Source organism: Nocardia uniformis NBRC 13702 (genome assembly GCF_001613345.1).
Classification (GTDB): Bacteria; Actinomycetota; Actinomycetes; order Mycobacteriales; family Mycobacteriaceae; genus Nocardia; species Nocardia uniformis.
This window is the reverse complement of record NZ_BDCE01000035.1, coordinates 18,215-30,541: the sequence shown is the minus strand read 5'-3', so window position 1 is coordinate 30,541 and position 12,327 is coordinate 18,215. Positions and strand designations below refer to the sequence as shown.

Annotated in this window: 12 protein-coding genes and 1 pseudogene; 10 read left to right on the top strand and 3 right to left on the bottom strand. The window is 66.4% G+C overall.

Going from position 1 to position 12,327, the window contains the following annotated elements; translation table 11 throughout:
* From NU1_RS42165 to NU1_RS10085, 6 genes and pseudogenes are all read left to right on the top strand, one after another.
* Nucleotides 1–1,031: pseudogene (locus NU1_RS42165) on the top strand (sensor histidine kinase); the annotation flags it as partial.
* A complete protein-coding gene (locus NU1_RS10105) occupies nt 1,028–1,441 on the top strand; it encodes a roadblock/LC7 domain-containing protein (RefSeq protein WP_029930951.1) in 414 nt (137 codons plus the stop codon). The pseudogene NU1_RS42165 and the gene NU1_RS10105, both read left to right, overlap by 4 nt.
* 7 nt (nt 1,442–1,448) lie before the next feature.
* Nucleotides 1,449–1,823 (top strand): DUF742 domain-containing protein, encoded by a 375-nt coding sequence (locus NU1_RS10100; RefSeq protein WP_067519672.1) that lies wholly within the window; start codon nt 1,449–1,451, stop codon nt 1,821–1,823.
* A complete protein-coding gene (locus tag NU1_RS10095) occupies nt 1,804–2,406 on the top strand; it encodes a GTP-binding protein (protein ID WP_170264246.1) in 603 nt (200 codons plus the stop codon). The genes NU1_RS10100 and NU1_RS10095 overlap by 20 nt, the downstream gene beginning before the upstream one ends.
* 59 nt (nt 2,407–2,465) lie before the next feature.
* Nucleotides 2,466–4,010: an acetyl-coenzyme A carboxylase carboxyl transferase subunits beta/alpha gene (locus tag NU1_RS10090; protein WP_067519671.1), complete on the top strand. Its 1,545-nt coding sequence runs from the start codon at nt 2,466–2,468 to the stop codon at nt 4,008–4,010.
* A gap of 87 nt (nt 4,011–4,097) precedes the next feature.
* Nucleotides 4,098–4,955, top strand: a complete 858-nt coding sequence (locus NU1_RS10085) for an aldo/keto reductase (RefSeq protein ID WP_067519685.1) — start codon at nt 4,098–4,100, stop codon at nt 4,953–4,955.
* 37 nt (nt 4,956–4,992) lie between these two features.
* On the opposite strand, the gene NU1_RS10080 is transcribed toward NU1_RS10085, so the two are convergent.
* The gene (locus NU1_RS10080) at nt 4,993–6,288 is read right to left on the bottom strand and encodes an FAD-dependent oxidoreductase (RefSeq protein ID WP_067519669.1); all 1,296 of its coding nucleotides are present in this window, start codon (nt 6,286–6,288) and stop codon (nt 4,993–4,995) included.
* A 156-nt stretch (nt 6,289–6,444) separates the two neighbouring features.
* Here NU1_RS10080 and NU1_RS10075 point away from each other — a divergent pair, with 156 nt between their 5' ends.
* The 4 genes from NU1_RS10075 (at nt 6,445) to NU1_RS10060 (ending at nt 11,090) form a co-directional block, all read left to right on the top strand.
* Complete coding sequence (locus NU1_RS10075; RefSeq protein WP_067519684.1) at nt 6,445–7,170, top strand: enoyl-CoA hydratase; 726 nt, start codon at nt 6,445–6,447, stop codon at nt 7,168–7,170.
* Entirely contained in the window at nt 7,167–8,336 is a 1,170-nt protein-coding gene (locus NU1_RS10070; RefSeq protein WP_067519667.1) for an MBL fold metallo-hydrolase, read from the top strand. The genes NU1_RS10075 and NU1_RS10070 overlap by 4 nt, the downstream gene beginning before the upstream one ends.
* Nucleotides 8,337–8,365: 29 nt before the next feature.
* Nucleotides 8,366–8,683 carry an antitoxin gene (locus NU1_RS42630; RefSeq protein WP_084521148.1) on the top strand — a complete coding sequence of 106 codons (318 nt, stop codon included), beginning with the start codon at nt 8,366–8,368 and terminating at the stop codon, nt 8,681–8,683.
* A 127-nt stretch (nt 8,684–8,810) separates the two neighbouring features.
* A complete protein-coding gene (locus NU1_RS10060) occupies nt 8,811–11,090 on the top strand; it encodes an ATP-dependent DNA ligase (RefSeq protein WP_067519666.1) in 2,280 nt (759 codons plus the stop codon).
* 3 nt (nt 11,091–11,093) lie between these two features.
* On the opposite strand, the gene NU1_RS10055 is transcribed toward NU1_RS10060, so the two are convergent.
* Together NU1_RS10055 and NU1_RS10050 are read right to left on the bottom strand one after the other, a co-directional pair.
* The gene (locus tag NU1_RS10055; RefSeq protein ID WP_067519664.1) at nt 11,094–11,738 is read right to left on the bottom strand and encodes a cysteine hydrolase family protein; all 645 of its coding nucleotides are present in this window, start codon (nt 11,736–11,738) and stop codon (nt 11,094–11,096) included.
* Nucleotides 11,739–11,815: 77 nt separating this feature from the next.
* A complete protein-coding gene (locus NU1_RS10050) occupies nt 11,816–12,091 on the bottom strand; it encodes a hypothetical protein (RefSeq protein WP_157552081.1) in 276 nt (91 codons plus the stop codon).
* Nucleotides 12,092–12,327: the final 236 nt, after the last annotated feature.

Below are 12,327 nucleotides of genomic sequence, written 5' to 3'. Positions count from 1 at the left end.
GTTCCAGCGGCGCTCCGCAGCGTGATCCGAACGCGACCGGTCTGCCGGGCCGCGAGCCGGGTGGTAACGGCATGCCGCCGCGTGACGGTGGTCGGCCGCAGCGTGAGGCCGCCTCCGGTGGTCTACCGCAGCGCGATGGCGGCTTGCCGCAGCGCCCGGGTGGCCTACCGCAGCGTGAGGGCGGTCTGCCGCCACGTGACGGTGGATTGCCGCAGCGCGATAGTGGTCTGCCCCAGCGCGACAGCGGCTTGCCGCAGCGTGAGGCCGCCTCCGGTGGTCTGCCCCAGCGCGATAGCGGACTTCCCCAGCGGGACAGCGGTCTGCCACAGCGGGACAGCGGTCTGCCCCAGCGGGATACGATGCTGCCGCAGCGCGAATCGGCCCTCCCGCAGCGGGAATCGACTCCCTTGCAGCGGGATACGGGTCTGCCACAGCGCGACGCCGCTCCCTCGACCGGTTTGCCGCAGCGACCCGCACCGGGTGGTCTGCCGCAGCGTTCGGGTCCGGGTGGTCTGCCGCAGCGTGAGCCGGGTGCCGGCCTCCCGCAGCGGCCGCCGCCGGTGCCGGGTCTCGGTGGCTCGTCCGATGACGCGGCGGGGCCGGGTAAGCACAGCTTCCGCTCGAATCCGACGAAGGCGGCCTCGTTCTTCCAGACCCGGTTGCAGCCGGCGAACGAGTCCGAGCAGTCGCTGGGTACGCCGATCTTCGCCGAGATGATGTCCGCGTGGCTGGTCGATCCGAACGCGGACCGGTCCCAGGTGGCCTCCTCCTTCGAATCACCGGGTGATGAGGGTTGGCAAGCCGCGCGTCGTGCGGTGGAATCTCAGGCGGATAAGCGCACGGCGGCCGGTCTGCCGCAGCGTGATCCGGGTAACCGCCTGGTGCCCGGTGGTGTCAATGGCAATGCCGATCGCGCAGCGCGGCGTGACCCCGAATCCATCCGGTCGAGTCTGGCTCGTCACCAGCAGGGCGTCCGGGATGGCCGCGCACAGCAAGAAATGAACCTAACCGGAGATAAAGGAGACCGATGAACCCCGATCTAGGTGGTACGAAGCGACAGCTGGATTGGCTGGTTTCGAACTTCGCGAATGAGGTTCCCGGCGTCGCGCATGCCGTGCTGGTGTCGGCCGACGGCCTGCTGATGGCGGCCAGCGCGCAGCTGCCCGTTGATCGGGCGGAACAGCTGTCCGCGGTGACCGCGGGGCTAGCCAGCCTCTCGGTGGGTGTGTCGAACCTCTTCGAGGGCGGCACCGTGTTGCAGTCCGTCGTCGAGATGGAGCACGGTTACCTACTGCTCATGGCAGTCGGTGACGGCTCCTACCTCGCGGTGCTCACCAATACGTCCTGTGACATCGGACAGGTGGGATACGAAATGGCTTTGTTGGTCGAGCGCGTGGGCCAGACAGTCCAGGCCACACCTCGCGTCACGATGGGTTCCTGATGGCGGGATGGACATAGACAATCATCGCGTGGGGAGCGCCGAGCCCAGTCTCGTCCGCCCATACTCCTTAACCGCCGGCCGCACGCGGCCGACGGTGGAGTTGGCGTTGGAGGCGCTCGTCGCATCGCATCCGGTCGCCATGGAGCGGCAGTTCGAACTCACCAATATCGAGACGTCAATCGTGGAGTTGTGCAGAGAATCGCCGTCTGTCGCAGAGGTCGCGGCGCGCCTGGGCATACCGATCGGGGTAGCCCGGGTGCTCGTCGCCGATTTGATCGAAGCCGGCCACGTAAAGGTTTCGGCGACATTGAAAGACGATTCCAGCGACGATGAACGTCGCGAGCTGATCGAAAGGGTTCTCAGTGGACTCCGGCGTATTTGATTCGACGACACAGGTCGACACACGCACGAGCAAGCCGACGTCGGCGAAGATCGTTGTTGCCGGTGGCTTCGGTGTGGGCAAGACGACTTTGGTCGGTGCCGTCTCGGAGATCGTTCCGCTGCGCACCGAGGCGTTGGTGACCAATGCCAGCGTCGGCGTCGATAGCCTGACGGGCGTGCCGTCGAAGGCCACCACCACGGTGGCCATGGACTTCGGCAGGATCAGTCTTGCCGATGATCTGGTGCTGTACCTGTTCGGTACGCCCGGCCAGTACCGCTTCTGGTTCATGTGGGATGACCTGATCAAGGGTGCCATCGGCGCGGTGGTACTCGTCGACACCCGCCGTCTCGAGGACAGCTTTGCCGCTGTCGACTATTTCGAGGCGCGGAACCTACCTTTCCTGGTGGCCATCAACGAATTCGATGATGCGCCCCGCTATCCGATCGAGGACATCCGCCAGGCCCTCGCGGTCCCGGCGGATGTGCCGATCCTGTCGATCGACGCCCGCCGCCGGGAACCGGTGAAGCAGGCGCTGGTGGCGGTGACCGAATACGCCCTGCGGAAAGTTGTGCAGGGCTTCTGAGTCAGAACACGGTCTCCGGCGTTGAGGATCGCGACGCTGGAGCCGGTTAAGCTCGCGCCGTGAAGATTTCGGCGCGGGATCTCCTTGGTGGTTTGCTCGATCCCGGTTCCTTCGTGAGCTGGGATCGGCCCCCGGTGCCTATCGCGGCTTCCCCCGAATATCGGGCGGAGTTGCGTGCGGCGGAGTCCGTCGCGGGCACCGATGAAGCGGTGCTGACGGGGGAGGGGCTGCTGCGTGGGCGGCGGGTCGCCGTAATCGCCTGTGAATTCGGGTTTCTCGCTGGGTCGGTCGGTGTCGCCGCCGCCGAGCGGATTGTGTCGGCGGTCGAGCGGGCCACCGAGCTGGGTTTGCCGCTGCTGGCATCGCCGACCTCGGGTGGAACCCGAATGCAGGAGGGCACAGTCGCTTTCGTGCAGATGGTCAAGATCGCCGGTGCGGTCGCGACCCATAAGGCCGCCGGGTTCCCCTATCTCGTGTATCTGCGCGATCCGACCATGGGCGGGGTGTTCGCGTCGTGGGGGTCGCTGGGGCATATGACATTCGCCGAACCCGGGGCGTTGATCGGCTTCCTGGGTCCGCGGGTGTACAAGGCGCTCTACGATCGAGATTTCCCGCCGGGCGTGCAGACCGCCGAGAACCTGTACCGCAATGGCGTGATCGACGGTGTGGTTCCGGTGCGTGTCTTCCGTCGAATCGCGCATCGGGCGCTCAGCGTGCTGAGCGGAACGCCCAACGTGCTCAATGGAATTCCCGCCGCGCATAGTGAATATTCGCAGGGCACAGCCACACTGGATGGTTCTCTGGCAAAACCCGTTTATTCGACTGACATTCCGGCCTGGCGGTCGGTATCCATCTCGCGCCGCCCGGACCGCCCCGGTATTCGAGCGCTCCTGCGCCACGCGACCGAACGCGTTCCGCTCAGCGGCACCGGCCAGGGGGAATCCGACCGCACCGTGGTACTTGCCCTGGCCCGCTTCCGGGGTCGGCCCTGCGTGGTCTTCGGCCATGACCGCGCCGGTCAGACCACCGAAACGACCATGGGTCCGGCGGCGCTGCGCGAGGCCCGCCGCAGCATGCACCTGGCCCAGGAATTGCGGGTACCCCTCGTCCTGGTGATCGACACCGCCGGTGCGGCACTGTCGCGCGAGGCCGAGGAACGCGGTCTGGCCCCCGAAATCGCCCGCTGCCTGGCCGATCTCGTCACCCTCGACACCCCGACGGTCTCGGTGCTACTCGGTCAGGGCACCGGCGGTGGCGCGCTGGCCCTACTCCCGGCCGACCGCGTACTCGCCGCCGCGCACGGCTGGCTCGCCCCGCTCCCACCGGAGGGTGCGAGCGCCATCGTCCATCGCGATACCGACCACGCCCCGGAAATAGCCGCCGCCCAGGGCATCCGGTCGGCCGATCTACTCCGCGACGGCATAGTCGACCGCATAGTCGGCGAATACCCGGACGCGGCGGACGAACCGGTGGAATTCGCTCGCCGGATGGTCGCGGCGATCGCGGCGGAACTGGCCGATTTGACCGCCCGGCCGCTCGAGGAATTGCGATCGGACCGACGGCTCCGCTACCGCAGGCTCGGAGGGCCGGACCATTTTCTGTGAGCTGTTGCTCTCACCAGTGGGTATCGGGTGACGAACACGGCAACCAGGTCGTTGACCGGAGGGCAAACCGCTTCTACGGTCGAAGTGGTGACCTTCAGGAGTGAAACGAGCGCCGTCCCGTCCATCGTGTTGAACGACGGGCAGGTGATACCGAAGCTCGGGTTCGGGGTGTTCGAGGTGACGCCGGACCAGGCCGTCGATGCCGTCGCCACCGCTCTGGAGGTGGGCTACCGCAGTATCGACACGGCCTCCGTGTACGGCAACGAGACCGAGGTGGGGCAGGCGCTGCGTGCCTCCGGTCTACCTCGTGACCAGCTCTACATCACCACCAAGCTGTGGAATGCCGACCAGGGGTACGACGCCACCCTGCGGGCCTTCGACGCCAGTATGGAGCGGCTCGGGCTGGACTACCTGGACCTGTACCTGATTCATTGGCCGATCGCGTCGGCCAATCTGTATGTGGATACCTTCCGCGCCATGCAGTCGCTCAAGGCGGCCGGTCGGATCACCTCGATCGGCGTCTCGAATTTCACCCGCGCACACCTGGAGCGGGTCATTGCCGAAACCGGCGAGACCCCGGTGGTGAACCAGATCGAGCTGCACCCGCGGCTGACCCAGCCGGAACTGCGCGCTTTCCACGCCGAACACGGCATTGCCACCGAGGCCTGGAGCCCGCTGGGGCGCGGCGCGGTCCTCGATGACGCCACCATCGCGGCGGTCGCCGAGGAAGTCGGCCGTACCCCCGCCCAGGTGGTGCTGCGCTGGCATATTCAGCTCGGGAATGTGACCATTCCGCGTTCGGTGACACCCAGCCGGATCGCCGAGAACTTCGCAATCTTCGACTTCGAGCTCACCAATGATCAGGTGGCGCGAATCTCGGCCCTGGAGAAAGGCTCGCGCGTGGGCCCCGATCCGGAAACCTTCACCGCGGGAGCGCCCGCCTAGCGCCTACGCTCTCGGGATGACAGGGCAGCGGGCGACATTACGCTTGCTCACTCAGATACCTGGTCAGTTCGACGGCGGCGGCACGGCCCGCGCGATTGGCGCCGATGGTGCTGGCCGACGGGCCGTAGCCGATCAGGTGAATGCGCGGATCGGCGGCTACCTGGGTGGCGAGGCGGCCGGTCATGGTGATCCCGCCGCCGTGGCCGCGCAGCCGCAACGGGGCCAAATGGTCCAGGGCGCTGCGGAATCCGGTGCACCAGAGGATTACATCGGCTGGCTGTAAGGTGCCGTCGGACCAGCGGATACCTTCGGGTTCGATGTGGTCGAACATGGGCCGGCGATTCAGGACACCGCGATCACGGGCGGCCTGGACGCGGGCATCGTTGATCAGACCTGTCACCGAGACGACCGAGCCGGGCGGCAGCCCCCGGCGGACCCGGTCTTCGACGATGGCTACGGCGGCGCGGCCGTCCTCGGGCGCGAACTGGCTGTCGCGGAATACCGGTTCGCGGCGGGTGGCCCAGGTAGTGGTGGCGACCTGCGAAATCTCATCCAGCAGTTGGATGGCGGTAATGCCGCCGCCGACCACGACCACATGCTTGCCCGCGAACTCGGCGGCCGTGCGGTAGTCGTGGGCGTGAAGTTGTCGACCTGCGAAGGTTTCCGCGCCGCGGTAATAGGGAATAAAGGGTTTGTCCCAAGTACCGGTTGCGTTGATCAAGCCACGGACGCGCAGCGTGGTGTCGGGGGCAAGCACGGAACGGGGTTTGCCCACGCCGATGTCGGAGGAGGCGGGACGGGCGGCTTGTTCGGTGCGCGACGCGGCGGCGTCGTCCGCGTTCGACCCGACAGCGTCGTCGGTGTTCGGGACGGCGACGCTGCCGCCTTCGACGTTCGGGGCGGCTTCGTTATCAGGGTCGACCGGGCCGGTTTCGGCGTGCAGCAGTCCGTCGACGGCCGCCTTGGGGCAGGTGGCGGGGGTCGCGCGATCGCACACCACGGTTACCGATACCGGGCGGTGCACGCGTAGGTCGAAACGCTTCTCGTACAGCTCGAAATAGTGCGGTACGGCCGTGGCCGCCTGAGCGTTCTCCGAACCCGCCGGGAGGGCTTCGGCGAATTCCATCCCGGGCAGGTCGTGGACCCGGTTGACGGTACTCAAAGTCAGTGAGGGCCAGCGGAATTGCCATGCGCCGCCGGGTGCCGGGGAGTGGTCGACAATGAGGAAGTCTTGTTCGGGACGCATACCGAGGCGGCGCAGGTGGTAGCCGACGGATAGACCGGCCTGTCCCGCGCCGATCACCAGAATGTCCACATCGGGTGTCGCACTCACCGGCCCGACAGTACCGACGAGTCGGCGCCGACCCGACGTTCGGGAGGTCGACGTGGGGTGATGGTTGGCACCTATCGCCGCGTCGAGTACGGCTGTGCCAGTATCTCGCGCCTAAAGTGAGTACGACCAATGGGTGCCGACAGTGGGGAAGGACAGATGCTGGGAGTCAGCCGCGATGGCGAGGTCATCACCATCGAACTGCAGCGTCCGCAACGTCGGAACGCATTGAACCTCGAGCTCGTGACACAGCTGCGTGCGGCCGTCGAGGAGGCCGCCGAATCGGCGCGGGTCATCGTGCTCACCGGACAGGGATCGATCTTCAGCGCGGGCGCGGATCTCGACGGCGTCTACTCCGACGAGTTCCTGGACGGCCTGATGGGCATGCTGCACACCATCGAGACGGTGCCGGTGCCGGTGATCTCGGCCGTCAATGGCGGGGCGCTCGGCGCGGGCGTGCAGCTGACGCTCGCCTCGGATCTGCGCGTCCTCGCCCCGGATTCCTATATCGCCATCCCGGCCGCGAAACTCGGTATCTCCGTGGACCGTTGGACGGTGCGCCGACTATCGACGCTGATCGGTTCGGGCCCGGCCCGCACCATGCTGTTGGGCGCGGAGACGATTTCCGCCGCCGACGCCTACAGCTTCGGATTCGCCAACCGCCTCGGCACCCTCGCCGACGCGCAGGCCTGGGCCAAGTCCATCGCCGAACTTGCGCCGCTGTCACTTCGGCATATGAAACTGGTATTCAACGATGATGGCACCCGCGATGCGGACACCCTCGAGCAGCGAGAGGCGTTGAGAGCGGCATGGAGCAGCGAGGACGCACAGGAAGCACGCGTGGCTCGGAAGGAGAAGCGCACGGCGAGGTTTACCGGCCGATGAGTCCGGAGCAGATCGCGGCCTCGGCACGGAAGGTGGCCGGTGCGGCGGCGGGTGCGGTGGGCATCACCTGGTTGGTGCGGGCCGCGTGGGGGATTCCGTCCGCCATGGGTGCGGGCATTTCCGCCATCGCACCGACCGCGATCCGCTCGTCGCGCTATCGCCGCGGGCAGTTCCACAACACCGAGCCGAGTAGCCAGATCGCTCCGGGTTCCGGGCTGTCGCTGCTGAACAATGTGGTGAACCGCCGCAATCTGGGGCGCGCGCCGGGCCCGATTCCGCTGGTGACGCCGGAACTGCCGGAGCGGGCGGCGGAACTGGCGGTCACCTGGTACGGGCATGCCACCGCGCTGGTCGAGGTGGACGGTTACCGCGTCCTCACCGATCCGGTGTGGAGCGAACGGGTTTCGCCGTCACCGCTGGTCGGTCCGGCGCGGCAGCATCCGGTGCCGCAGCCGCTGCGCGAGCTGCCGACACTGGACGCGGTGATTATTTCGCACGACCACTACGACCATCTCGATCGCGATACCGTCAGCCAGCTCGTGGAGTCCCAGAGCGCGGTATTCGTGGTGCCGCTCGGTATCGGGGCACATCTGCGGCACTGGCAGGTGCCCGATGAGCGGATAGTCGAATTGGATTGGGGCATTTCAGTTTCCCTGTCCGACCTGGGTCGTGCCCACGACGACGGCACCGATCTGGTGATCACCTGCGCCGAGGCGCGGCATTTCTCCGGACGTGGCCTGGTGCGCAACACCACGCTGTGGGCGTCGTGGTCCATCGCCGGGCCCACCCGCCGGGTGTATTTCGGCGGCGATACCGGCTACACCAAGGCCTTCGCGGCGGCGGGCGAGCAGCTGGGGCCATTCGATGTCACGCTGCTGCCGATCGGTGCCTACGATGAGGCTTGGCCGGATGTGCATATGAATCCGGAGGAGGCGGTGCGCGCACACGCCGATCTCAATCGCGGCGAATCCGGCCACGGCCTGCTGGTGCCGATTCACTGGGCGACCTTCAATCTGGCCTTCCACGGCTGGTCGGAGCCGGTTTCGCGGATGGTCGAGGCGGCGCGCGCGGCAGGTACGCAGGTGGCTGTCCCGAAGCCGGGACAGCGGATCGACCGCATTGGCGTCCCACCGGTTGATACCTGGTGGGAGGATGTCAGCCGATGACCGAGGACCAAGTGTGAAGGAGCAGGGCTGTGAGTCTGATCGACACGCTCAAGGGATTGGTCGGCAAGGGCAAGGACGTGGCGGCCCAGAACGCCGAGAAGATCGAATCCGCAGTCGATAAGGCTGGGGACATGATCGACAAGAAGACCGGGGGGAAGTACTCCTCCCAGATCGACAAGGGAACCGGCGCCATCAAGGGGGCGATTCCAGGGGACCAGGATGCGCCGGAAGCGGCTCCCGCTCCGGAGGTCGTACCGGATCCGGCTCCGGCCCCGGAGGCTGCGGCCGAACCGGCTCCGGAACCCCCGCCGGAGGCGACTCCGCCCGCGGACAAGCCCCCGGTGTAGTTGTTCGTCGTTTCGTCCCGGGCCGTTCGAGACCGCAGTGGATTTCCACCAGCGCGGACTCGAACGGCCCGTTGGTTTTTCGCGCGGGTCCTGCGGGGATGCCGGTATCCGGCTCTAGACTGACGCTATGGGGTCCCGGCGAAGTTTCGGGGGTATCGAGGTGGCGCTGACCAACCTCGACAAGGTGCTGTATCCCGGGACCGGGACCACCAAGGGGGAGGTTATCGACTACTTCACCGCCATCGCGCCCGCATTGCTACCGCATATCGCCGATCGGGCGGTGACGCGGAAGCGCTGGCCGAATGGGGTGGACGAGTCGTCGTTCTTCGAGAAGAACCTGCCCGACCACGCGCCCAAATGGATCGAGCGGCACGGTATCGAGCATTCCGATCGCCGCGTGGTGTACCCGGTAATCGACTCGGTGGCCGGGCTGGCTTGGCTGGGGCAGCAGGCCGCCTTGGAAATCCATGTGCCGCAATGGATTTTCGATGGCGATGAACGTGGGCCGATAACCCGGCTGGTATTCGACCTCGATCCCGGGCCGGGGGCCGGATTGCCGCAGTGCGCGCAGGTGGCGCTCATGCTGCGCGATGTGGTGCGCGATGTCGGGCTGGATGCCTTCCCGGTGACCAGTGGCAGCAAGGGAATTCACGTCTACGTACCCCTCGATCGGCGATTGAGTGCGGGCGGGGCGTCCACCGTGGCCAAACAGGTCGCGAACAATCTGCAACAGCTGTACCCGGAGCTGGTCACCGCGAATATGGCCAAATCGGCGCGGGACGGAAAGGTGCTGCTGGATTGGAGTCAGAACAATCCCGCCAAGACCACCATCGCGCCGTACTCGCTGCGTGGGCGCGATGAGCCGACCGTGGCCGCGCCGCGCACCTGGGACGAGATAGGTGACCGGAAGCGGTTGCGGCACTTGCGCTTCGACGAGGTGCTGCGGCGGTGGCGGGAGAAGGGGGATCTGCTGGCGGGGTTGGATCCGCCACTGGGGGAGCAGGGGCCGGATCCGCTCAGCACCTACCGCTCCAAGCGTGATGCCGGGCGTACACCCGAACCGGTGCCCGCCGCGCGTCCCGCCGCGAGCGAGGGGAATCGCTATGTGATTCAAGAGCATCGGGCGCGGCGGCAGCATTGGGATCTGCGTTTGGAGCGCGATGGGGTGCTGGTGTCGTGGGCGGTCCCCAAGGGGCCGCCGGTCGATACGCATGAGAATCGGCTGGCGGTGCATACCGAGGACCATCCGCTCGAATACCTGGAGTTCCACGGCACCATTCCCAAGGGCGAGTACGGGGCCGGGGATATGACCATTTGGGATTCCGGGACCTACGAGACCGAGAAGTGGCGCGATGACGAGGTCATTGTGTGGCTGCGCGGGGAGCGCCTGGACGGCCGGTACGCGCTGATTCAGACCAATGGCAATCAGTGGCTCATGCATCTCATGAAGGATCAGACGCCGGATGCCTCCGCTTCGGTGAAAGGCAATGGTGCGAAAGGGGTTACGACCCCGAAGAAGCCCGCGCCGCTACCGCACGGTCTCACCCCGATGCTGGCGACCCCCGGTGATGTCGCCACCCTCGACGCCGAGGACTGGGCTTTCGAAACGAAGTGGGACGGCTTCCGGCTCATCGCCGAAATCGACGAGGGCGCAGTGACTTTGCGCAGCCGCGCCGGGCATACCGTCACCGGCAAATATCCCAGTCTGGCCGGGCTGGGCAGTGAGCTGTCCGGACATTCGGTGGTGCTCGACGGTGAGGCGGTGGTCTTCGACGAGCACGGCTCGGCCAATCTCGGCCTCTTGCGCGCACATCTCGGCAGGGCGGTCTTCATCGCCTTCGACGTGCTCTATCTGGACGGCACCTCACTGGTGCGCAAACGCTACGACGACCGCCGCCGAGTACTCGAAGCGCTGGCCGGGCGGTCGCCGTCGCTGGTGGTGCCGCCGCGCCTGGACGGTTCCGGCGCGCAGGCCCTGCGCTACAGCCAGGACCACGGCATGGAGGGCGTGATCGCCAAGCGCCGTGATTCGGTGTATCTGCCCGGACGGCGCGGGCAGTCGTGGATCAAGACCCGCAATTGGCGCACCCTCCAGGTGACGGTCGGCGGCTATCGGAAGTCGGATGTCCGCCGCTTCGCCTCCCTGCTGGTCGGTATCGAGCACGAGGGACGCCTCTACTACCTGGGCCGGGTCGGCATCGGCTTCAGCGAGCAGGAGATGAACGCTCTCGATGCCCGGCTGAGTCGGCTGGAACGCAAAACCAGCCCGTTCGACAACGACCTCACCGCCGACGAGCGCAAGGACGCCGTCTGGGTGACGCCGAAGGTCGCCGGCACCGTGCGATTCCAGAACTGGACCGAGGCCGGACGCCTATGGCATCCGACCTGGATTCCAGTCTCGGACTGAGGGTCAGAGCGACTTCTCGAGCAGCGGCGCGATGGTGTCGCTATCGGTCACCATGGCGTGCCCCTGGAATTCGAAATCCGCCCAGGCCCGATCCAGGGCTTCGGTATCGCGCCCGCCGACCGCATCCCGAATAACCACCGGAATGAACCCCAGATCGGTGGAATGGGTGACGGTGGGCGCGATTCCGATCTCCAGCGCGACACCCACAATGGCGTAGGCCCCGATCCCGAGATCCCGCAGGGTGGACGCCAACGGCGTCCCCTCGAATCCCGACATGGACGTCTTGTCGAACACGATCTCATCCGCCGTGGGCCGCAACTCCGGCACCAACTGGAATCCGGCCGTATCCCGTTGCAGGATCGGCCGAATGTCGTCCACCGAATCCACCTGCTGCCAGTTCATAGCCATCCGCAGCGCGAACGTCCCACTCAACCGCTTCGGCAGAAACATGTGCCGCAGGTAGATGATCGGATACCCGCCGCGCCGCGCCGACTCGACAATCCGAGATACCCGCTCGACGATCTCATCGCGATCGGGCAGTTGCGAGAGCACCCCCACCTGCATGTCGTAGACAATCAGCGCCATCCGATCCGGCGCACATACATCCTCTAGCGTTTCCGGAATCTCCAGGCCGTTCCCGTGCCGCATACTGATCCGCTAACCTCCGCTGCCACAAGCAATTTCGGTGTTCACCCTACCTGTCGCAGCTCCACGCGGACCGCTGCTCAGCCGAACGAGCCGGTAGTCAGGGATCGGATCAACCCGTCGATGTACTCCTCCCGCGTGTAGCACACGGCCTTCCCGGCGCTTCCGGTGACGAATCGCGGGTCCGGGTAGCAATCGTGATCATCTTCCGAAGAGCCGAACAACATCGACAACCCGAACATCGAAGAGCCGACGGGCTGGGTGTTCGGAAGAGGCTGAGCGGCAGCGGGAGTGGCGAGAAGGGCGGGGGTCATGAGCGCGGCTGCGGTGAGGAGGCTCGCGAGAATCCGCTGCATGGAGGACACCTCTTCGATCATTTCGATGTATTCCGACCGGACATTCGCAACAGGTGTCTTCCAGCCGCCTATTTGAAGCATTTGCACTTCTGATTGTTGTCGATGCCCAGGGCGGCCAAGCGTGGTGGTCGCGCCCCCGGTCGCGCGGCTCGCCCCGACATCGATGCCGTCCTGACCGCCGGTCGGCCTGGGTCATGCAACGCATGGGCTGCGTTGTGGTGGCGTTCTCGGGCGGG